The 23,753-nt window shown below is 45.8% G+C and carries 18 protein-coding genes; 10 read left to right on the forward strand and 8 right to left on the reverse strand.

Annotation, left to right across the window (positions count from 1 at the left end; all coding sequences use genetic code 11):
* Positions 1–306: 306 nt before the first annotated feature.
* Genes CIK96_RS11745 through CIK96_RS11755 form a run of 3 tightly spaced genes read left to right on the forward strand, consistent with a single transcriptional unit; the run spans position 307 to position 2,377 of the window.
* On the forward strand, positions 307–1,098 hold the full coding sequence (locus CIK96_RS11745; protein ID WP_094440679.1) for an RsiV family protein: 792 nt from the start codon (positions 307–309) through the stop codon (positions 1,096–1,098).
* Between the two features lie 17 nt (positions 1,099–1,115).
* Positions 1,116–1,739, forward strand: coding sequence for a 16S rRNA (guanine(527)-N(7))-methyltransferase RsmG (gene rsmG / locus CIK96_RS11750; protein WP_094435834.1), 624 nt, complete (start codon positions 1,116–1,118; stop codon positions 1,737–1,739).
* The gene (locus CIK96_RS11755) at positions 1,733–2,377 is read left to right on the forward strand and encodes an MBL fold metallo-hydrolase (protein ID WP_094440680.1); all 645 of its coding nucleotides are present in this window, start codon (positions 1,733–1,735) and stop codon (positions 2,375–2,377) included. The genes rsmG and CIK96_RS11755 overlap by 7 nt, the downstream gene beginning before the upstream one ends.
* A gap of 399 nt (positions 2,378–2,776) precedes the next feature.
* Here CIK96_RS11755 and CIK96_RS11760 read toward each other — a convergent pair whose 3' ends face one another.
* Both CIK96_RS11760 and CIK96_RS11765 read right to left on the reverse strand, forming a co-directional pair.
* Positions 2,777–4,408, reverse strand: coding sequence for a glycoside hydrolase 43 family protein (locus CIK96_RS11760; RefSeq protein WP_094440681.1), 1,632 nt, complete (start codon positions 4,406–4,408; stop codon positions 2,777–2,779).
* Between the two features lie 41 nt (positions 4,409–4,449).
* Positions 4,450–5,535, reverse strand: a complete 1,086-nt coding sequence (locus CIK96_RS11765) for a hypothetical protein (RefSeq protein WP_094440682.1) — start codon at positions 5,533–5,535, stop codon at positions 4,450–4,452.
* Positions 5,536–5,653: 118 nt separating this feature from the next.
* On the opposite strand from CIK96_RS11765, the gene CIK96_RS11770 reads away from it, so the two are divergent.
* Together CIK96_RS11770 and nifJ are read left to right on the forward strand one after the other, a co-directional pair.
* Positions 5,654–6,841 carry an ATP-binding protein gene (locus CIK96_RS11770; protein ID WP_094440683.1) on the forward strand — a complete coding sequence of 396 codons (1,188 nt, stop codon included), beginning with the start codon at positions 5,654–5,656 and terminating at the stop codon, positions 6,839–6,841.
* 35 nt (positions 6,842–6,876) lie between these two features.
* On the forward strand, positions 6,877–10,455 hold the full coding sequence (gene nifJ, locus CIK96_RS11775; RefSeq protein ID WP_094440684.1) for a pyruvate:ferredoxin (flavodoxin) oxidoreductase: 3,579 nt from the start codon (positions 6,877–6,879) through the stop codon (positions 10,453–10,455).
* A gap of 213 nt (positions 10,456–10,668) precedes the next feature.
* On the opposite strand, the gene aroC is transcribed toward nifJ, so the two are convergent.
* Entirely contained in the window at positions 10,669–11,745 is a 1,077-nt protein-coding gene (aroC, locus tag CIK96_RS11780; protein WP_094390474.1) for a chorismate synthase, read from the reverse strand.
* A gap of 18 nt (positions 11,746–11,763) precedes the next feature.
* Entirely contained in the window at positions 11,764–12,396 is a 633-nt protein-coding gene (locus CIK96_RS11785; protein ID WP_094390475.1) for a peptidylprolyl isomerase, read from the reverse strand.
* Between the two features lie 303 nt (positions 12,397–12,699).
* On the opposite strand from CIK96_RS11785, the gene CIK96_RS11790 reads away from it, so the two are divergent.
* Positions 12,700–13,059, forward strand: a complete 360-nt coding sequence (locus tag CIK96_RS11790; RefSeq protein ID WP_094440685.1) for a hypothetical protein — start codon at positions 12,700–12,702, stop codon at positions 13,057–13,059.
* A gap of 96 nt (positions 13,060–13,155) precedes the next feature.
* On the opposite strand, the gene CIK96_RS11795 is transcribed toward CIK96_RS11790, so the two are convergent.
* The 4 genes from CIK96_RS11795 to CIK96_RS11810 form a co-directional block, all read right to left on the reverse strand.
* Positions 13,156–15,171 (reverse strand): sensor histidine kinase KdpD, encoded by a 2,016-nt coding sequence (locus CIK96_RS11795; protein WP_094440686.1) that lies wholly within the window; start codon positions 15,169–15,171, stop codon positions 13,156–13,158.
* A gap of 236 nt (positions 15,172–15,407) precedes the next feature.
* Complete coding sequence (locus tag CIK96_RS11800; RefSeq protein ID WP_094440687.1) at positions 15,408–17,054, reverse strand: dipeptidase; 1,647 nt, start codon at positions 17,052–17,054, stop codon at positions 15,408–15,410.
* Between the two features lie 50 nt (positions 17,055–17,104).
* Positions 17,105–17,953 carry a carboxylating nicotinate-nucleotide diphosphorylase gene (gene nadC, locus CIK96_RS11805; RefSeq protein WP_094440688.1) on the reverse strand — a complete coding sequence of 283 codons (849 nt, stop codon included), beginning with the start codon at positions 17,951–17,953 and terminating at the stop codon, positions 17,105–17,107.
* Between the two features lie 21 nt (positions 17,954–17,974).
* Positions 17,975–19,438 (reverse strand): carbon starvation protein A, encoded by a 1,464-nt coding sequence (locus CIK96_RS11810; protein WP_094390480.1) that lies wholly within the window; start codon positions 19,436–19,438, stop codon positions 17,975–17,977.
* 107 nt (positions 19,439–19,545) lie between these two features.
* Here CIK96_RS11810 and CIK96_RS11815 point away from each other — a divergent pair, with 107 nt between their 5' ends.
* From CIK96_RS11815 to CIK96_RS11830, 4 genes are read left to right on the forward strand one after another with little or no spacing between them, the layout of a single operon-like run.
* Positions 19,546–21,198 carry a glycoside hydrolase family 10 protein gene (locus CIK96_RS11815; protein WP_094440689.1) on the forward strand — a complete coding sequence of 551 codons (1,653 nt, stop codon included), beginning with the start codon at positions 19,546–19,548 and terminating at the stop codon, positions 21,196–21,198.
* 36 nt (positions 21,199–21,234) lie between these two features.
* Positions 21,235–21,792 carry a crossover junction endodeoxyribonuclease RuvC gene (gene ruvC / locus CIK96_RS11820; protein WP_094390482.1) on the forward strand — a complete coding sequence of 186 codons (558 nt, stop codon included), beginning with the start codon at positions 21,235–21,237 and terminating at the stop codon, positions 21,790–21,792.
* Positions 21,780–23,261 carry an ATP-binding cassette domain-containing protein gene (locus CIK96_RS11825; RefSeq protein ID WP_094435854.1) on the forward strand — a complete coding sequence of 494 codons (1,482 nt, stop codon included), beginning with the start codon at positions 21,780–21,782 and terminating at the stop codon, positions 23,259–23,261. Before ruvC ends, CIK96_RS11825 begins: the two co-directional genes overlap by 13 nt.
* A 10-nt stretch (positions 23,262–23,271) precedes the next feature.
* Positions 23,272–23,748, forward strand: coding sequence for a hypothetical protein (locus CIK96_RS11830; protein ID WP_144007529.1), 477 nt, complete (start codon positions 23,272–23,274; stop codon positions 23,746–23,748).
* The last annotated feature ends 5 nt before the right edge of the window (positions 23,749–23,753 follow it).

The following is a 23,753-nucleotide window of genomic DNA, read 5'->3' on the forward strand; positions in this document are numbered from 1 at the left end:
GTTAAAGATTTTTGATATCAGCCTGTCTAGGTAAATACTTTTGTCCTTACAGGACGTAGGTGTATATGTTACATCAAGTCCGCAGGGTGTTACCCTGGGCTAAGGAAGCCATTGGGCCTTCAGCCCGTTGTTGCTTGTATATCAAATCTTGCGAAGAATCCAAAAAAACATCCGTTTAAATTCCGATGATTGCTTAGAGTGTGCTCCGTGGATTTTTTTTGGATAATACAAAAAACGAATGGGAAAGAGAAACTATTATTGCAATAATTTGCATTTTCAAACCCTTATGCGTAACTTTGCAAGTCGATGAAAGACGTAAAGAAGATTATATACACTGCATTGGCTGTTTGCTTGGTGCTATGCGGATGTAAAAACAAAGACGATGTCAACAGCCTTTTCAAAGAGGTTGTTGTCAACCGGAATATGGCACTGACTGATGCTCCACACAGCCCTGCATGCACCATCGATATCCAAGTGAAATACCTGGATGAAAAAAGCATAAGGGCGGAACGCATCAATAACACCATAGAACAACGGATCTTCAATCTCCAACAACTGAGCATGCAACAGGCTGTTGACGCGTTTGTGAAGCAATACGCTGACAGCTATCGGGAAAACATGATGCCGCTCTACAGGGATGACCAACACGACACGGAACGACAGGGATGGTACGAATACCAGTATAAACTGGGAACGACAGTAACACCTGGACTGAACGATGCCATCGTCTATCGGGTGGAACTCATGACATACGAAGGCGGAGCACATCCTAACCACCAGACCATGGTGATGAACTTCGATGCTGACAGTGGACAACTGCTGAAACTCAACGATATCTTCGTGACGGGTTATGAGCAACCGCTCTGCGACATGCTCCTTTCGGAACTGATGCGCAAAACAAACTCGAAGAACATGGATGAGCTGCACGACAAGGGGTATCTGATGACCATGGACCTCTATGTGCCTGACAACTATATATTGGGCACAAAAGAGGTGACGTTCCACTATAATCCATACGAAATAGCACCATACGCCACGGGCGATACCGAACTGACGATTTCCTATGGACAACTCAAGGCTATAATGAAAAAACAATAAACGCTTCAATAATCAAGATGACAGACATTATATTCAAGTATTTCCCTGATCTCACCTCCAGACAGAAGGAGCAAATCGAGGCGCTTGACGCACTCTATCGGGAGTGGAATGCGAAGATTAACGTGATATCACGTAAAGACATCGACAACCTCTACGAGCACCATGTGCTCCACTCGATGGCTATCGGGAAAGTGACGCACTTCACTCCCGGTTCTACCATTCTCGATTTCGGCACTGGTGGCGGATTTCCCGGTGTACCCCTCGCCATACTGTTTCCTGAATGCGACTTCAAACTCATCGACGGTACGGGAAAGAAAATCCGCGTGGCGCAGGAGGTTTGCCAAGCTATCGGCCTGACCAACTGCCACCCTACCCACCTCCGGGGTGAAGAGGAAAAGGGCAAGTATGATTTTGTGGTGAGTCGCGCTGTCATGCCGTTGACTGACCTTTATAAAATAGTGAAGAAGAATATCTCACGCGATCAACGCAACAGTCTGCCCAACGGCATCATCTGTCTTAAGGGCGGGCATCTGGAAGAGGAAACAAAACCGTTCCGCAATATCGTGGAAATAACAGACATCAGTTCCTTCTTTGATGAGGAATGGTTTCAAGAGAAAAATATCGTATATCTGCCATGCTGAATATCCAACGCTTCACCTGCAACATGCTGCAGGAAAACTGTTATGTGGTCTATGACGAAACAAAAGAGTGTGTCATCATAGACTGTGGGGCTTTTTACCCTGAGGAGCATCAAGCCATCTCACGGTTCATCCACGACAACAAGCTGACGCCTGTGCACCTAATTGCCACCCACGGACATTTCGACCACAATATCGGTAATGATGTCATATACAAGGAGTTTGGACTGAAGATTGAACTAAGGATTGAAGACCGGTCGCTCATAGAAAACCTGGCTGATCAGGCATCGTCGATGCTCGGCATGTTGCTTCAAAAGGAGTACGCTCCAGTAGGACATTATTTTACTGATGGAGAAACGGTGGCGTTTGGCAACCATTCCTTTACGATTCTTCACACACCTGGCCATACCCCAGGATCATGTGTGTTCTACTGCGAAGAAGAAAAGGTGGCGTTTACGGGCGACACGCTATTCAAACAGAGTATCGGACGTACTGACTTCCCTGGCGGTAGCTATGCGCAAATGAAGGAGAGTTTGAAACTGCTGCGCAGTCTGCCCGAAAGCACTATAATCTTATGTGGTCATGGGCCACAAACAAGTATGGCGGACGAGCTGCGCTCCAATCCCTATCTGATATACTAATCCATGGTGACACCGGAAATATCTCACACGGAAATCAATCATCGGATCTTAGACGGATGTTTTTTGGGGTTGCGCGAGCGCAACACGAAACAACACGAAACAAAATCTTTAACAAAAATCTCGACTAAAAATGCGCTCGAGTACCTCGCTTCTGGGACGAATTTATTATGGATCGCATCAGAGATGCTCGAAATCTTAACAAAAATCTTCACAAAAATCTTTAAGAGAATCTATAACCTTTAACCTTTAACCTTTAACCTTTAACCTCTAAACTATAACCTAAACGCTCCGTGTATTCTGTGGATTCTTATGCCACGTACAAAAAAAATCCGCACCACTGGAAGAACGTCCAAGTGGTGCGGAAATGATATCATCTAAGAGTGTCTCTTACTGAAATGATTATTTGGTGATGCGAATCCAATCGGCATCAATCCAACCTTTATCCGCATTGGGATTTGTATCTGCTGCTACGAAACCAATCTTCGCACCAATCCATTTTCCTTCACGCATCTTGAACGGTTCGCCACAGGTGGTGAATTTCTTACCGTTCTGACTCCATGCAAACTGCATCATACCATCGTTGACGGTCATGCGGAGGTAAATATCTTCGTGAATAGCTGGTTTGTAATTTACCTTGTCAACAGCGGTAGGACGAAGCGTGGCGATGAGTGTCTCGCTCTGCGCATTTCCCTTGTCTGCCGATTTACAGGTCATCTGTATCAGACGGAACTCATTACCGACACGTTTCACTACCAATGCTGAATAATCAAGTCCCATCATGATAAAACCACCATACTGACCTTCTGCCTTAGCGGTTAAGCGAATTTTGGTTGTTGCGGTAAAACGGTCGGCAGGGGTCTTCTGCAACAGCATGTTGGGCACATTCCAAAGATTCTTCGCACCTCCATCCTGTTTATATGTGAAAACACGCATGGTGCCGAAAGCAGTAGGCATTCCAAAGAACTGATGATAATTAGCGTGCCATTGCCATTGGAGACCCAACGTCGGCTTGTTGAACTCATCACTCTCTTCCGGATTGACAATAACTGATGATGACGACTTAGGTTTCTTGTAAGTGGTGACAGGTTCACCCTTCTTGCCCATGATAGGCCATCCTGTGGACCAGTCAACGGGATTCAAATGAACCACACGACCATAGGCATCCTTGTCTTGGAAGTGCAGGAACCAGTCTTCCCCATATTTCGTATGTACCCATCCGCCTTGGTGAGGACCGTTGATATTGGTTTTGCCTTGTGCCAATACGATTTTATGTTCGTAAGGACCGTATGGCGACTTGCTGCGCATAGCCAACTGGAAACCGGTAGGTACGCCGCCGGCAGGACACAAAATCCAGTACCATCCGTCGCGCTTGTAGAATTTAGGACCTTCGCAAGTGCGGTTTTCCGTACCATTACCGTCGAAGACAATGACAGGATCGCTGATGGCACGTGTTCCGTCGGCAGAGAGTTCACGCACACACAGCATCGATGCAAAATTAGCTCTTGAATTAGCCCATCCGTTGACCAGATAGCAGCGTCCGTCTTCATCCCACAACGGCGTGGTGTCGATCATTCCCTTGCCTGCTATCACGCAATGCGGTTTGCTCCATTCTCCTGCGGGATCTTTGCTTTTAACCATAAAGACGCCAAAGTCGGGATCTCCCCAATAGATATAATATTCGCCGTTATGATAACGGATGGAAGGCGCCCAGATACCGTTACCGTGTGACGGTTTGTCGAAAACCTCTTTGGGTTCAAGTTCCTTCACCGCATGTCCCACCAACTGCCAGTTGACGAGATCCTTGGAATGAAGGATGGGCAAACCGGGAATACACTGGAAACTGGATGCTGTCATATAGTAATCATCGCCAGAAGATCCCACGCAGACATCGGGGTCGCTATAATCGGCATTGATGACGGGGTTGGTGTATGTTCCGTCACCATTATCGGGTGACCACACCTGAGATTTGTACTGCGCATGACCACACAGGGTAACTGCCAGCAGCGTTAGTAGAAGAGTTTTTCTTTTCATGTTTTTATTGTTATTTGATAAATGAGATTTCGAAATACTTGTTACTTGGTAATTTTGAGTTGGTAATGCTGATCGTAAACAACCTGCATCATGGCAACCTCATCACCATGCGTAGGGGAAAGCGATAAAGCCACATGTCCCATGGTACGGCGGAGATTGATTTCGACGCAGGGATGCAAGAGCAAATGACCCTTGCCATCTTCCACGACCATCATGTCAATGCCTAAAGGACCTTGATAAACAGGAGTTAAGAGGCGGGGCAAACAGTTACAAATCTTCACTTTAATATCATCCAACTGTTGGGTTGAAACATAAGTACTTATGGCTTTTCGCTTTACCTCTTCTGTAGCCAAGAGATTACCCGTATAGGCAGTATGGTCGGTATGGAAGAGCGACAGACCTTCATACCTGACTTGACCATCATGGGTCATCGTAAATTCCATGGCAAAATCCTTCACCTTATTATAATAGGGTTCAACCATGACAGACTCTTGCTGGTGGAGAAGGTTTTCTATCCACTTTTTTTGCGGAGCCTCCAACAGCTTATCAGGAGTAAAGGGGCGCACCCCTCTCCCACTCGACGACCAAGGCGCTTTGATCATGACACACTTGTAACGAGCGACCAGGTCCTCGACTTCTTTCATCGTATGACACTCAAAAGCCTCACCGACAATTCCCGTTCCCGACAACTGCGCCAGCAGTCGGGCAGCAGTACGACGATGTGCCAACAGGCGTATCTGTTCGATATGATGCAGCGACGGCAACAAGGCCTTGTCTATGGCGATACGCGACAATCTGTTCCAAACAGCCGGATCCCATCCCCAAGGGTCGATGGAAGACGGCAGGGGAATACGATCCATCCTGCGACCATCAGTCCATACGACATGAGGCAGATGCTTGTCTGCAGTTTTCAACCACCATGCGCAGTCAGAAAGGAAATCGTCTAAGGCGTTTTGACAACTGTCAACATCATCCACAAGAATAACATCCCCCTCTTCCGCCCAAAAAACAGGCAGAAATCCCAAGTCGGCACGTAGCATACGTCCAGCCTTCGGGGCTGTGAAATTCATCAAATTGCTCGCTAAAGCAATTTCATGTTCTGGGTTGAAAAGGCAGAAATTACTCATAATAGTTTGTTTCGGATGCAAATTTACAACTTTTTTTTGATATTTTGCAATATAGAGTTTGCAAATTACAAATAAATTATTAACTTTGCAAACGTTTTAAAACAAATCGTACTTTTCAATGGAAGCATTCTTTCGAACACATCGATATTTGGTTGAGCACACGAACGCACCCGTTCGCAGAATCCTCATGGACGAAATCAACTGGAACGACCGCTTGATAGGCATCAAGGGAACACGTGGTATCGGAAAGACAACCTTCCTGTTGCAATATGCAAAAGAGAAATTCGACATTCAAGACCGCCAATGTCTCTATATCAACATGAACAATTTCTATTTTCAGGAGAGAGGCATTGCAGATTTTGCAGGAGAATTCTATCACAGAGGAGGACGCGTATTGTTGGTTGACCAGGTTTTCAAACAACCCAACTGGTCGGAGGAGCTTCGTCGATGTTATGACGAGCATCCCGGACTGAAAATAGTATTCACCGGATCAAGCGTGATGCGACTGAAAGAGGAAAACCCCGAACTGAACGGCATCGTGAAGAGTTATAACCTCAGAGGTTTCTCCTTCCGTGAATTCATCAATCTCCAAACCGGCAACAATTTCCATCCCTATACGCTTGAAGAGATTCTTGCCGACCACGAGCACATCATCAAGGAAATATTACCAAAGGTATCACCCAACAAATACTTCCAAGATTATATTCATCATGGTTTCTATCCATTCTATCAGGAACAGCGCAACTATTCGGAAAACCTGCTGAAAACCATGAACATGATGACAGAAGTGGATATCCTGCTCATCAAACAGATTGAACTGAAATATCTCACGAAAATCAAACAACTGTTCTACCTCCTGGCAGAAGAAGGTCCGAAAGCGCCCAACGTCAGCCAGTTGGCCAACAAGATAGAGACCAGTCGCGCCACAGTCATGAACTACGTGAAATATCTTACTGACGCCAGACTGCTGAACATGATTTACCCTGTGGGACAGGATTTCCCCAAGAAACCGGCAAAAATCATGCTGCACAACTCCAATCTGCTTTATGCCATCTACCCCATCCACGTAGAAAAGCAGAATGCCATGGAGACCTTCTTCGTCAATTCGCTGTGGAAAGACCATAAGGTAAATCAAGGTTCGCGCGACTCCTTATATATGGTAGATGAACGCTTGAAGTTCCGCGTCTGTGATGCAGAAGCATCAGGAAAGACCCGAAACTCGCCCGACACCATCTATGCACGCTATAATACAGAAATCGGAAAAGACAACCAGATACCACTATGGCTTCTGGGATTCCTATACTAAACAAAGTTTTATCATTTAATATTTTTATTAAAACAATGGCAAAAGAAAAGAAATTTATCACTTGTGATGGTAATGAGGCTGCTGCTCACGTGAGCTACATGTTCTCGGAAGTAGCTGCTATCTACCCCATCACCCCGTCATCTCCAATGGCGGAGCACGTCGATGAATGGGCTGCTCGTGGTCGTAAGAACCTCTGGGGACAAAACGTAGCAGTACAGGAAATGCAGTCTGAGGCTGGTGCCGCAGGTGCCGTTCACGGTTCACTGCAGGCCGGTGCTCTCACCACCACATTCACCGCATCACAGGGTCTGCTCCTGATGATTCCTAACATGTACAAGATTGCCGGTGAGCTTATCCCATGCGTATTCGACGTTTCTGCACGTACTCTGGCTTCACATTCACTGTGTATCTTCGGTGACCACCAGGACGTCATGGCTTGCCGCCAGACCGGTTTCGCCATGCTCTGCGAAGGTTCTGTTCAAGAGGTGATGGATATGACTGCCGTTGCCCACCTCGCAACGCTCGAGACTTGCGTTCCTTTCGTTAACTTCTTCGATGGTTTCCGCACCTCTCACGAGTATCATAAGATTGAGTTGATGGATCAGGAAGATATCCGTCCTCTCGTCAACGAGGAATACATCAAGCGCTTCCGCGACCGTGCCATGAGCCCTGAGCGCCCTGTTACTCGCGGTACCGCTGAGAACCCCGAAACATTCTTCACACACCGTGAAGCATGCAACAGCTACTATAATTCAGTACCTGAAGTAGTAGAGAAGTATCTCGGTGAGATTTCAAAGATTACCGGTCGTGAATACCACCTCTTCTCATACTATGGAGCTGAGGATGCAGACAGAATGATTATCCTCATGGGTTCTGCAACAGACGCTGCACGCGAGGCTATCGACTATCTGAACGCCAACGGACAGAAAGTCGGCATGATCAGCGTACACCTCTATCGTCCTTTCTCAGTGAAGCACTTGCTCGCTTCAGTTCCCAAGAGCGTAAAGCGCATCGCTGTACTCGACCGCACCAAGGAGCCAGGAGCCGACGGCGAACCTCTGTACCTCGACGTTAAGGCAGCTTTCTACGACCAGGAAAACCGTCCTCTCATCGTAGGTGGCCGCTACGGTCTCGGCTCATCAGACGTTACTCCCGCCAAGATCATCTCTGTATTCAACAACCTCGCCATGCCAGAGCCCAAGAACCACTTCACCGTGGGTATCGTTGACGACGTGACCTTCACCTCTCTGCCTGCAGTAGAGGAAATCGCACTCGGTGGCGACGGCATGTTCCAGGCTAAGTTCTACGGTCTGGGTGCTGACGGTACTGTCGGTGCCAACAAGAACTCTGTAAAGATTATCGGTGACAACACCGACAAATATTGCCAGGCTTACTTCTCATACGACTCTAAGAAGTCTGGCGGTTTCACCTGCTCGCACCTGCGTTTCGGTGATACTCCTATCCGTTCTACCTATCTGGTAACTACTCCTAACTTCGTAGCTTGCCACGTTCAGGCTTACCTCCACATGTACGATGTAACACGTGGTCTGCAGAAGAACGGTACATTCCTGTTGAACACCATCTTTGATGATGCTGAACTGGAGAAATTCATGCCTAACAAGGTTAAGCGCTACTTCGCACAGAACAACATTACTGTCTATACCATCAACGCTACCAAGATTGCACAGGAAATCGGTCTGGGTAACCGCACCAACACCATCCTACAGAGTGCCTTCTTCCGTATCACAGAGGTTATCCCTGTAGAATTTGCCGTTGAAAAGATGAAGGCTGCTGCCTTGAAGTCTTACGGTGCCAAGGGTCAGGACGTTGTTGACAAAAACTATGCTGCTATCGACCGTGGTGGTGAATTCAAGAAATTCGAGGTTAAACCCGAATGGGCTAACTTGGCTGATGATGCCGAGAAGCAGGACAACGCTCCCGCATTCGTTAAGGAGCTTGTTCGCCCCATCAACGCCCAGGCCGGCGATCTGCTGACTGTGAACGACTTTGTGAAACACAACACCGTTGACGGTTCATGGCAGGTTGGTACTGCTGCTTACGAGAAGCGTGGTGTAGAAGCCTTCGTTCCCGTTTGGAATCCAGACAACTGTATCCAGTGTAACCAGTGTGCATACATCTGTCCTCACGCTGCCATCCGTCCATTCGTTCTGACCGACGAGGAACTTGCAGGATTCGGCGACGACTTCAAGACTATCCAGATGAAGGCTCCTGCCGCTATGAAGGGCATGCACTTCCGTATCGAGACATCAGTACTCGACTGTCTTGGCTGCGGTAACTGTGCTGATATCTGCCCAGGTAATCCAAAACTCGGCAAGGCTCTCACCATGGCTCCATTCAACCCTGATGCTGCGGATATGAAGGTGGAAGCTAAGAACTGGGAGAAACTCGTGAAGGACGTGAAGTCTAAGCAGGATCTCGTTGACGTGAAGAGCAACGTGAAGAACTCACAGTTTGCTCAGCCTCTCTTCGAATTCTCAGGTGCTTGCGCTGGTTGCGGTGAGACTCCATACGTGAAGTTGCTGTCTCAGCTCTTCGGTGACCGTCAGATGATTGCCAACGCTACCGGTTGTTCTTCAATCTACTCTGCATCAATTCCTTCTACTCCATACACCACCAACGAAAAGGGTCAGGGTCCTGCCTTCAACAACTCATTGTTTGAGGACTTCTGCGAATTCGGTCTTGGCATGACTATGGGTAACAAGAAGATGAAGGAGCGCGTTGCCATCCTGCTCGGCGAAATCATCGCCAGCGAGAATGCACCTGCCGAATACAAGGCTCTTGCTCAGGAATGGATTGACAACAAGGAAGACGCTGAAAAGACCAAGGAGATTGCTCCAAAACTCAAGGCTTGCATCAAGGCAGGTGCAGAGGCTGGATGCGATATCTGCAAAGAACTGCAGACACTCGACCACTATCTCGTGAAACGTTCACAGTGGATCATCGGTGGTGACGGTGCTTCTTACGATATCGGTTACGGCGGTCTCGACCACGTTATCGCCAGCGGTGAGGATGTGAACATTCTCGTTCTCGATACCGAGGTTTACTCTAACACCGGTGGTCAGGCTTCAAAGGCTACTCCTCTCGGTGCTATCGCACAGTTTGCTGCACAGGGTAAGCGCATCAAGAAGAAGGATATCGGTATGATTGCCACTACCTATGGATATGTTTATGTTGCTCAGATTGCTATGGGTGCTGACCACGCTCAGACCCTTAAAGCCATCCGCGAGGCAGAAGCTTACCACGGACCTTCACTCATCATTGCTTACGCTCCATGTATCAACCACGGTCTGAAGGCCAAGGGCGGTATGGGTAAGAGCCAGGCTGAGGAGAAGAAGGCTGTAGAATGTGGTTACTGGCACCTGTGGCGCTACAACCCAGAGTTGGCTGCCGAGGGCAAGAACCCATTCTCACTCGACTCTAAGGAGCCTAACTGGGCAAACTTCCACGACTTCCTGCTTGGTGAGGTTCGTTACCTTTCTGTCAAGAAGGCTTATCCTAACGAGGCCGAAGAACTGTTTGCCGAGGCACAGAAGATGGCTCAGCAGCGTTACAAGACCTATGTTCGCAAGACTCAGGAGAACTGGGAAGACTAATCCCCTCTCCTCTCTATAATCATTGGCAAGACTCTATATGGGCCTTGCCTTTTTTTATGCGCTGTCAAGTCATGACATACTCGTTCTTGTAAATATAGAAACCGCACCAGTTTCATCATTCTATAGTCGAAAAAAAAACAGGCATCAGAAACTGACACCTGTTTGCTATTCCTATTCAATCTGTGTTTGGACGAATTGACTATTATGCCTTATTTACAAAGTCGTTGCCTTGTTTTGCAGATAATAGTCTAAGATGGTCATTGCCGTCATTGCTTCTACAATAGGTACGGCACGAGGCAATACACAAGGATCGTGTCTGCCACGCGCTAAAAGCGTTGTTTCCTGTCCTTCGATGTTGACAGTCTGTTGCTCGCGCAGAATGGTAGCCACTGGTTTGAAGGCAACACGGAAATAGATATCTTCTCCATTGCTGATGCCACCTTGAATTCCACCACTGTGGTTGGTTAATGTGGTGATGTGATGATCTCGATTGACGAAGATGTCATTCTGCTGAGAACCACGTGAGTTGACGCAACTGAAACCTTCACCATATTCAAAACCTTTGGCAGCATTGATACTCAACATGGCACTACCAAGAGCAGCATGTAATTTTCCAAATTCAGGCTCACCCAATCCAGCAGGACACCCTTTTACCACACAAGTGATAATGCCACCAATAGTATCGCCATCAGCTTTGACGCTTTCTATCAAGCGCACCATTTCCGCAGCCTTCTCGCTATCTGGACAACGCACGATATTATTCTCCCGTAACGATAGATCGTAATGGGTATAATCATGCAATAAGGCAATATCCCCTACCTGAGAGGTGAACGCCTCGACCGAAATACCCAACTGTTGTAAAGCAAGTTTTGCCAATGCACCTCCTACAACCCGACTGATGGTAATGCGAGCTGACGAACGTCCACCACCGCGATGGTCTCTCAGTCCGTATTTTTGTTGATAGGTATAATCAGCATGCGATGGTCTGAATGTATCACGCATATTGTCATAATCATACGAATGTTGGTTGGTGTTACGTACAATAAAACCAATAGGACAACCTGTCGAACGTCCTTCAAAGACACCGCTAAGCAGTTCGACACGATCGGCTTCCTGCCGTCCCGTGGTTATCTTGCTTTGTCCCGGACGTCGGCGATCAAGTTCCTGTTGGATGAAATCAGGATTGATGAGAATGCCCGCAGGCATTCCATCTACCACACCGCCAATTGCCTCACCGTGGCTTTCCCCGAATGTGGTAAGCGTGAAAAGATGTCCAAACGTATTTTTCACCTTATATCGTTTTAATGATTAGTTTTCATGACAATGGCCACCGCAACTGCATTCACCATCGCCGTGTCCTCCGCAACAACCTTCTCCGTCGTGGTTCCCACACCCACCGCCACAACATCCTTCACCGTCGTGATGGCAACCGCCACCGCAACCTTTACCGCTGAGATGAGCAATCAGTTTCTTAACCTCATCTTCTGTAGCATCTCTGTTTTCCAGAATCTCACCTTCAAAATAGAGGGTCTCGCCAGCCAGAGGGTGATTCATATCTATTTTCACCTTATCGTTGCCCACTTCCAATACACGACCGTAGAAGCGTTGCCCTTCTGCGTTTTGCAAGGGAACAATGGCATCCTCATATATATGTTCGCTATCAAATTTGCCATTCACATGGAATATGGTACGGTCCAACGATGCAACCTGTTGATCGTCATAATCACCATAAGCTTCGTCTTTAGAAAGAGAGAAGCTGAACTGCGCACCCTTTTCCAAGGAAATCACCTGTTGTTCAAAAGCATCGAGGGCAAATCCAAATCCACTTATAAAATGGAATGGTCTGTCAGCCTTAGCTTCTTCTACCATTTCTTTACCATGATCACCATCCACATAGAGTTTGTAAGTGAGGGCTATAAACTTATTGTTTGCATTATTCATATCTTTATCTATTTGTATTACAATTATGTTTCTAACTCTATTTTCAATTTGTATGCAAAGGTACGCATAATTTGATGGAAAAACAAATATTCTATGCGCTTTCGTGAAAATCTGATAAAATGTGTTCTATATTCGCTGTTATTTGATTAAAATCAAGAAACAAGCTGTTTGCGCACACAAACATACAAAACCACTTGTATGATATCAAAATACTCTCTATCTTTGCATCGTCAAACAGGAAAAAGACCTGAAGACAAGTAAGGATAACATTATTAATTTAAGGTAAAAGAAAGGGTAACTAAAATGAAAAGAATGATTTTTGCAGTAGCTGCAATGTTGAGCATGACAATGGCTTTTGCAGACAATGAGAACACTAACAGCGTAAACAATGCTGAGGCTTACAACATGAACATCAACATGAACATGCTCTCACGTGCACTTGATTTGACTGGTGACCAAAAGGCAAGCGTTGCTGACATCCACAAGGTATTCTGTGCAGAAATGGACTTTGCCGGACAGTCAAGCAAGGAAGAGCGTGGTACTATGATGAACAAAGCCATCAACAAGGACTTGGCTTACATGCACACCGTACTTAATGAAGAGCAGTACAAAAAGTATGTAATGCTGCTGAACGCGACCATGACCAACCGTGGTCTGAAATAATCAGCCTCCGATGTGAAAAGGTTAATATAGACAATGGAATCGCTGTTCTCATGATGAGGACAGCGATTTTTTTTGTTGCTCTGTTATACAACTCCTCTACCCTTTCATACGCTTCACTTCTATAATGATGCGACATCCTTGCGTATAACAGGCATCTATCTTTGCATTTCCTCCCAAGCGGCGGGCTATGGCACGGCACAGAGGAAGTCCAATACCCGTACCTACAGTAAACGGATTAATCTTTGTAAACTGTTCGAAAACCCATTCTTGCTTATCGGCAGGAATACCAGGACCGTTATCGGTCACCGTATAACGCAAGAGATCTCCATCTATGGCACAGTTCAACACCACATGACCTTCTTTTGCAAATTTTGTAGCATTATCAATAACGAGTGCTAACGCTTTGCCTATGAGATCCATATCACTGCAGAATGTCTGGTCGGAATTTGGCTCTATTTGCGTTGTTATTTCAAACGAACATTCTGTATGATGTTCCATCTGACGTACTGTATCGTGGAGTAATGCTACCGGATTGAAAGTACTTACCTTCAACTGTCTGCTCTCAACATCGGACACATCAATAATATTGTCGATCAATTTAGTCAATAAGACGCCATTATCGACGATGAGTTTGGTCATCTCCTTACACTCAGGATTATCTGCATAATTCATATCTACAATCTGAGAGAAGCCCACAATGGCGTTGAGCGGCGTACGAATCTCATGTTGGATATTACGGATGAAATTGGTTTTCATTTCAAGTGCACACGACACATCATTATAAGCTCTCTGCAATTTTTTGCGTGCCCTTAATACCGAGAAGAGCCACAATCCTAATACGATCAATATGACAACAGAGACAAAGATAAAGAAATATGCCTCTTGCAATTTCTTATGTTCGAGTTCTTCCTGAATAGCAGAGTTGCGGCGTTGAAGATCATGCAATCCAAGAATTTGTGAGAATTCCTCCGTACTGCTACGTGCCTCCGCCAGACGATTAGAATCGTTGATTTCCACCAGTTTCTTATAACATTCTACGACACCTTTATAGTCTCTCAGATGTTCCAATATTTCTGCACGATTCTTAAAATACAAACTGGTATATGGATTTATTTCCATACGTTTCTTGATAGCGACAATAGAATCGGAAGCTTGTAAAGCCTGGTGCCATTTGCCTTGGTTCATAGCGTGTTCCATAACAAGATTATAGTAATAGCGCTTTGAATCATCGCTTTTGTCTGCTAATAATGTTTTTAGCACGGTTGACAATTCTATGTTGTCACCTTTCGGTTTGCTATTCTTTGTATCATGTTGCAAACAATAGGTGCCATAAATATACCAATACCGATTCAATTGAAATGCCCACAGGCAATGTTGCGATGGATGGTCGCGCTTTTCATAGTCATCTTTATACTTATCGTAGAGTTCCTTAGTACGCTTCAGATACTTCAACGCCAAAGCATTCTTACCATTGCTGCAAGCCGCTAATGCCATTTCAGAGAATATGGTCGCTGCCATATAGGCTTTTTTGATCTTTTCACCTGGGAAGGTGCGGTCAATATATTGACAGAGTTCCTGCATAGTATTCAATGCCATTTGCTCATTATTGGTATCATTATAGTGTTCATAGATAGCACTTTTGCCTTCTATCACACAGCGAGGTTCTTGGGAAATATTTGTCATTTCGCGTGCTATGACCATTGCAGTATGGAATAGTCCGTTGTTCTGATAACCATACATCACAAAGCGAAAGCAGTTGAAAATGGCATTCATACGCTTAGGATAGTGCTGTTTCAGTTCGTAAAGGATTTCACGCGCCTTATTAGGATTTTTATATTTCAGCGCATAAATATACACTTGCTGCGTATAGGCTTCAGTAATGGCAAGCGTATCGTTCTGCTTCTTTCCTTCTCTCATCAGCATTTGTGAAAGTTGCATGGCATTATCATTATAAATGGCTGCTTCTGCATTCTTATACAACTGTTGAAGGTGGGCGGTCTTGAAGCCGTCATATTGACTTTTTGCTTGGACTGACAATGCTATTGCCAACACAAATATCGTCAAAACACTCTTGACAAGCACAGAGGTTGAAACAGTTACGATTTTGGTCATATATTATCTGGTTAGGTGTTAGTAATATGATATGGTCGTGGTTAACCAATATGCAAATATACAAACTAATTGACTCACTACCAAGTTTTTTATCTTTTTTCTCTATACAGAACCTTAAAATATTCGCATTCCTGGACAAGCAAATAAAAAAAGCACACCGGTCGGGGAAACCAGTGTGCTGATTATTTAATCTCTCCCAAATCCTTATGACCGGATTTAGGCTTATTGTAGCTTTTTTATTCAGGTTTACTATATCGATCGCCAGCTTCTTTGACAAGGCGACGAGCAAACGGCTGAGGATAACCAGGACGTTCAACAGTTTTACCAAAACCATACTCGCTACGCAAGAATCGTCCCTGAGCATCTACAGGTTTGACTGCCATGTCGTTATGGCGAACGATAAGATAGGTAGCCAACTGCTTCCAACGAGCAAGCATCTGCTGTGCTTTATTGACACTATAGTCATTGAGGAACTTCTGCATCTGTGCAGGTTCCATCGTCTGTGCCTTCGCCTCTATTTCTGCCTGTTGGTCGAAATAAGACTGCTGCAAAGAGTCTCTCACCTGTTTCAAGTCGGGGAAGAGAGCTGAATAACGGGGATAAACCATATTGCTCACCCAGTTGCACACCCAGAAAGCACTACGGTCGCTGAAAGTGATGGCATCAGCTCCTGGTGCATTGAAGCATTCCGGACGCTGGGTCATCGAACAATAGATAGGCACGAATGCCACCATATTGCCATCATCGTTGCCAAACCAGAAACATCCTCCTACCTCACGAGGTAACCAAGAACGCATCTGCGAAACAAATACGAAGGATGCCTGCTGGGTTGAGATTGGGCGCTCGTTGAAGTAAGTTTTACCATCAACCTTATAGTAAAGAGGTGTCGGGCGATATGGCATCTGCCAGATTCCTCCTCCGATGTCGGTAGAATCAATAGCCAACGGGGTGCCTTCATAGTGATCACGCATGTCGTTGATGACATCGGCAACACTCAGTTTCTTGTCAGGTACTAACCACAAAGGCATATCCTCGGCATCTTTGTCCTTACCGAGTACCCATGGCAGATAGCGTTCCATTCCCTTCTTATGGTGATTGAAGAAACTCCATGCACGAGCATCACAAATACGGCGACCAGAGAAATCGGGAGCTGCGTAAGTCCATTTCCATGCGAAATCTTCATCCTTACCAGTGTACCATCCCATCTTACGGGCATACTTCACCACATTCTTTGAATAGAGAACGTTTTTATTGTCCTTCATATTAAAACGTCCGATACGGCTCTGGTTGGCGTGTGCACAGATAGCATCATCGGGAATACGCAAAGCAACCCATACGGTACGCTCTTTGGATACCTTTCGATCAGGACCGCATCCCTGCATCTCCATAATCCATGCTTCGTCAGCATCACAGATGGTGAATGTCTCACCTTCTGAACAATAACCATATTGTTCTACAAGAGAGGTCATTACGCGGATGGCCTCACGAGCTGAGCGTGAACGTTGCAGGGCGATATAAATGAGTGAACCATAGTCGATGATACCTGTAGAATCAACCATTTCCTCACGACCGCCATACGTAGTCTCACCAATAGTAACTTGCCATTCGTTGGTATTTCCAACTACATTATAGGTTTCTTCTGCTTCATCAATCTCGCCAAGATATTTATTGGTATCCCATTCATAAACCTTACGCTTAGTACCCTTAGCATGTTTACCTGCTGCATAATGATAAAGTGGCATGTAAGAGCCAAAGGAATCTGCACTATAACTGCAGATGACCGATCCGTCAACACTGGCTTTCTTGCCGACAATAAAATTGGTGCAAGCTTCCACTTCGGTGGCCATCATGGTTGCCATCAGCATGCTCACCGAAAGAATCATTCGTTTACATTGTAACATTATCGTGAAATTTCATAGTTATACATCAATATCTAACAAGCCTTGAAACTCATATCCAATCCCTTGACAGAATGGGTCAGAGCGCCAACCGAGATGAAATCAACACCTTGTTCGGCGTAGTCGCGAATGATATCAAAGGTAATACCACCACTCGACTCTGTTTCATAACGATGTGCGATAATGTCAACCGCCTTCTTGGTGTCAGCAACAGAGAAATTATCGAGCATGATGCGATCTACGCCGCCATGATCGAGAACCTGCTGCAATTCATCAAACGAGCGTACCTCAATTTCTATCTTTAGATGGAGTCCTTTTTCTTCAAGATACTTGTGGCAGCGGTCAATAGCATTAACAATGCCTCCTGCGAAATCTATATGATTGTCTTTCAACAGAATCATGTCAAACAAGCCAATACGATGGTTCACACCACCGCCAATCTTCACGGCCTGTTTCTCCAACATGCGCATACCTGGTGTGGTCTTACGGGTATCGAGCACGCGTGTTCCTGTACCTTGCAAGCGTTCTACATAACGATTGGTCATGGTGGCAATACCACTCATGCGCTGCATGATATTAAGCATCAGACGCTCTGTCTGAAGCAAAGAGCGCACCTTACCTGTTACTACCATGGCAATGTCGCCTTTCTTCACTTTCGATCCGTCACCCATCAGTACTTCTACCTGCATTTCTGGGTCGAAGCGACGGAACACTTCTTTGGCAACTTCTACACCAGCAAGAATACCATCTTCCTTAATGAGTAGATGCGATTTTCCCATGGCGTCAGCAGGAATACAACACAAAGTGGTGTGGTCACCATCGCCAATATCTTCGGCAAAGGAGAGATCAATAAGTTGATCCACGAGTTGTTCTACACTTAACATAATGTTTTTGTATTTAAGAGTTTATACTAATTTGCTTTTTTCTTTTCTGTACCAGACAATAAACCACACAAGAGCTACAACCAGACAGAGGATGCCTAACAGATATCCGATGTTTTCAGGCAGGTGGAATGCTTGTTTGGAGACAAAGAGGAATGTGGTACACACCGTTGTCATCAACAACGCAGGTATGAGCGTGATGATATAGGGTTTCTTCTGGCGTACAAGATACACCGTTAATGTCCATAGGGTAAATACACTAAGCGTCTGGTTTGCCCATCCAAAATACTGCCAAATGATATTGAAGCCATCAGGATTTTCTATCTGCCAAACCAACATGGCGATGGAGGATATAAACAAGGGCAGACAAATGGCAAGACGCTTGATGATTGGACGTTGGTCGATATGAAGCCATTCACCAATGATCAGACGGGCAGAACGGAATGCAGTATCACCACTGGTAATAGGGGCAGCTACGACACCCAACAAGGCAAGAATAGCACCTGCCACACCCAACCAGTCGTTACAAACGATATTTACGACCGCAGGGGCTGATGTCGAAAATCCTGTATTCACAGCAGCAATCAGTTCGTATCCAGGAGCTGGACTGCCATAGAAGAACCAAGATGATACGGTAGCCCAAATCAAGGCAACAACTCCTTCGGTAATCATGGCACCATAGAAGATGGGGCGTCCCATGTGCTCACTTTTCACACAACGAGCCATCAATGGACTTTGAGTAGCGTGGAAACCGCTAATGGCACCACAGGCAATAGTGATAAAGAGACAAGGAAATATCTGATCTGTCCATTTCTCCGGTTCGGCTTCTGCACCCATATTATAAAAATGAGTCCATAGCTCTGGAAGCTGAGGCATCTTCACAAAGAGCATCACCATAAGAGCGCCTGCCATAAAAAGCAACGAAAAAGCGAAAAGAGGATAGATCTTTCCTATGATCTTATCGATTGGCAACATGGTTGCAATTACATAATAAGCAAAAATGACTATAATCCAAAACAGACTCGAACCCCATATCGAATGAAGGATCTCGGCTGGGGAATATACAAATACCGTACCGACCATGATAAGCAGCAGTACGGTGAAGGCCAACATCACCATCTTGGCATTGCGGCCCAGATACTTGCCGATAAGTTCAGGCAGACTGGCTCCGTCATTACGCATGGAAAGCATACCACTGAGATAATCGTGCGTAGCTCCGGCAAAAATACAGCCGAGCACAATCCACAGATAAGCCACAGGACCAAACTTCGCGCCCAGAATAGCGCCGAAAATAGGACCAGTACCGGCAATGTTCAAAAATTGAATCATGAAAATCTTCCATCCAGGAAGTACAAGGTAGTCAACACCGTCAGCCTTAGCAACAGCTGGCGTCACACGGTCGTCTGGACCGAATACCTTCTCCACAAAGCGTCCATAGAGAAGATATCCCAAAATCAGAGCCACAAGACTCAATATAAAAGATACCATTTTTTAGTTGTTATTTATAAACTTCGTGCAAAGATAATAAAAACTTTATAGTTTGAACGCCGTTCTACCAACTTTTTTGTACCTTTGTGCACAAAAACTCTAATAAATTGAAACGGACAACCTTTTTATATATCCTCATCGCACTCTTTGCGCTCTCCTGTAAAGCACAGCCGAAGCATGAATTAAGGGCAGCATGGCTCACCACAGTAGGTGGATTAGACTGGCCGCATAACTATGCGCAGTCTCCTAAATCTATACGTCGGCAACAAGAAGAACTATGTCGCACTCTCGACCTTCTGAAAGAGGCTCACGTCAATACCGTGCTCTTTCAGACGCGTATCCGCGGTACTGTCATTTACCCCTCTACACAAGAGCCATGGGACGGATGCACATCGGGCAATCCCGGTCAAAATCCCGGCTACGATCCCCTGCAGTTTGCCATCGATGAATGTCATCGCAGAGGTATGGAACTGCACGCTTGGGTGGTTACCATTCCGATAGGTAAATGGAATGGAGCTGGAGCTCGCAACCTAATGCGACGCAACCCACGCCTCGTCAAACGTATAGGAGACGAGGCATATATGAATCCTGAAGCGGCTGGTACTGCAGACTATCTGGCAGACCTTTGTGGCGACATTACCAAGCGTTACGATGTGGACGGAATCCATCTCGACTACATCCGCTACCCAGAAACATGGAAAATTAATATCAACAGGCAGACGGGACGTACGTATATTACTCGCATCGCACAGGCAATTAGCCAAAGGGTGAAATCCATCAAACCTTGGGTAAAAATGAGCTGTTCTCCTATCGGAAAATACAAAGACCTCGACCGACAAGAAAGCTATGGGTGGAATGCATACACACGCGTTTGTCAAGATGCACAGCAATGGTTACGTGACGGAATAATGGATCAACTCTATCCGATGATGTATTTCGACGGCAAACACTTTTATCCCTTTGCCAGCGATTGGAGCGACAACCGTTATGATGGACAAACAGCAGCAGGACTGGGCATTTATATGCTCTCACCCAAAGAGCGCAACTGGTCGCTGTCGGCTGTTGAAAGACAAATGAATGTGGCACGACAAATGGGATTGGGACATGCTTACTTCCGTACAAAATTCCTCACAGACAATGTGAAGGGCATATACGACTTCGTTTGTCGTTTCGATGCCACATTGGCGCTCACCCCTGCCCTCAAGACATCAACACCTGCGCCTGCGGCTCCACAGCACTTCTCGGCAACTCCGTCTCCATCGGGCTACCGGTTGTCTTGGGCTCCTGTTACCTCACAGCATCCCAACGAATACATCGTCTATACCGTCTATGCTTCTACTCACTATCCTGTCAACACAAATGATGCCAACAACATCGTCGCCATCCGTTGGCAAGATACGACAATAGAAATCAAACGACAGAAAACAGAAGCACCACTTCACTTCGCAGTATCAGCAGTAGATCGCTACGGACAGGAGAGCCAGCCTGCTCAACCTAACCGAACGACTGCTCAACAAGAGGCTAAGACTTCCCTACTCGACTGCGATGGTACAACTCTTCACGTTCCTACCGAACTGCTGACTGGGGAGATTACCACAATTGCCATTTGTTCTATGCAAGGACAAACACTTGCCACCCATCCCGCTGACACAGCAATCCCCGTAGGGTTTCTGCCAGATGGCGTATATGAGGTTGTTTCGCCACGACAACACGACAACCAACAACATATTGGATATTTTGTCATCAGAAAAGGGAAATAATTCAAACGAATTGACTAACTTTGCAAAACAAAATAAATGGAAAAAATCATATTAGGTATCGACCCTGGCACGAATATCATGGGATATGGTGTGCTGAAAGTGGTGGACCATCACGCCGAAATGGTGACGATGGGAGTTATCGATATGCGAAAATTTCCAGATGGCTACCTTAAACTCGGACACATCTTCGAGCGAGTCACGGGAATCATCGATGCCTATCTGCCCGACGAATTGGCTATTGAAGCACCTTTCTTCGGAAAGAACGCACAGACCATGCTGAAGCTCGGACGTGCACAAGGTACAGCCATCGCTGCAGCCATCCATCATGGAGTTCCTATTCATGAATATGCTCCGATGAAAATCAAAATGGCAATAACAGGTATCGGTTCGGCATCCAAAGAACAGGTAGCAGGAATGCTACAACGAATGTTGAAATTTGATGCAGACGCTTTAACAAAATTCCGGGATGCAACAGATGCGCTGGCCGCAGCCTATTGCCATTTTCTGCAAATGGGAAGACCAGAATCACAGGCCAACTATCGTAGCTGGAAAGACTTCGCCAATAAAAATCAGAATAGAATATGCAAAAAATAATTGATATACAACAGGGTGTCACCCGTATGGAAGAATGGCGAATGGCTCAACCCGTCGATTTCCAATCTCTCGACGGCGAACATATCGCCATTGTAGGACGCAACGGCAGTGGAAAATCCATGCTCGTAGATATCATTACCGGCAGACATCCTTTACGGTTGCAGCCTCCTAAATACGATTTCTCACCAAGTACAAAACCGTTGGTTTCAGACAACATACGATACATCACATTTCGCGATTCATACGGTACGTCTGACGGAGCATATTACCTCCAGCAACGATGGAATCAACACGATATAGACCCTGAGACTCCACGTGTGGGTGACCTCTTGGAAGAGGCATACCAAATGGCAGGCGAAGATACACCAGAACATCGAGGTTTACAACAACATCTATACGAACTCTTCCATATCCAACAGCTAACTGATAAATATATCATCAGTCTGTCGAGTGGTGAACTGCGCAAATTCCAGCTCACTAAGACGCTCCTTGCAGATCCTCGCGTACTAATCATGGATAATCCGTTTATTGGACTCGATGCCACAACACGCGACCAACTCAAAGTATTGCTGAGCACCCTGGCTCATGAGCGCGCGCTACAGATCATCCTTGTGCTCTCCAAAACTGATGACATTCCAGACTTCATCACGCATGTCGTGGAGGTCAAACAAGGAGTGGTACAACCCAAATGCACATTAGAAGAATACAACAACAGACAACCAACTATACCTTCACACGTCCTCTCCGAAGAGAAACGCGAAGCTATCATCCAATTGCCCAACAAAGCCAATGACTATACAGCACATCAGGTTATTGCCATGCATCAGGTGGGCATACGCTATGGAGAACGAACCATCTTGAAAGAACTCGATTGGACGGTATGCGATGGAGAGCGTTGGGCGCTCAGCGGACAGAACGGAAGCGGAAAATCCACTCTTCTCTCTCTGGTATGCGCCGACAACCCTCAAAGCTATGCTTGCGACATAACACTTTTCGACAGACAACGCGGATCGGGAGAGAGCATCTGGGACATCAAACGACATATTGGATATGTATCTCCTGAAATGCATAGAGCTTATCAAAAAGACCTTCCTGCCGTTCGCATCGTAGCAAGCGGACTGAAAGATTCTGTAGGACTCTACGTCAAACCCAATCCCGAAGAATACGAAATATGCAGATGGTGGATGGATATCTTCGGACTCGAAGGACTCTACGACAGACCCTTTCTCAAACTGTCAAGTGGTGAACAACGACTCGTACTCTTGGCTCGTGCCTTCGTTAAAGACCCACAACTCATTATCCTTGATGAACCACTCCACGGGCTCGACCTCTACAATCGCCGTTTGGTGAAAGATGTGATAGAAACCTTCTGCCAACGTCCACACAAGACAATGGTCATGGTGACCCACTACGAAGAGGAACTACCCAACAATATCACTAACAAGATTTACTTAATCAAACAACAATAACATATTATATATGAAGAAGTTATTTATTGTACTAATGATGGCTTTCTGTGCTAATGCGCAAGCACAGGATATCTTCAACGAGATTAAACACAAAGCCTTCGATGCTGTGAGCAACGAACAGACTTTGCCAATCATGAAACAGATCAATCAGTTTAAACTCGATGCGCTCAATTATCTTGCAATAAGCATGCAGGAACAGATGCCAGACGCACCAGTACTCTATCTTGACGAACAGGCATTAGGACTGAACAATTTCATTACGGCATATATCATGCAACTGGTAAAAATGAATAATATGCCCGATGCTGCACAAGTGAAGATCACCAAGATTTTTATCGATGCCTCCGTGTCAAACCCACTCTTCAACGACAAGGAAGAAGAACCTGCACACAGCTATCTAAACAATGCCAGCAGCATCACACGATTCTCACTCGATACCGACTGGCCTCGGGCTTTGGCTGCTGTTCAAGCACAACTGAAAGACTAACATTA

This window comes from Prevotella sp. P4-98 (genome assembly GCF_002251405.1).
GTDB lineage: Bacteria > Bacteroidota > Bacteroidia > Bacteroidales > Bacteroidaceae > Prevotella.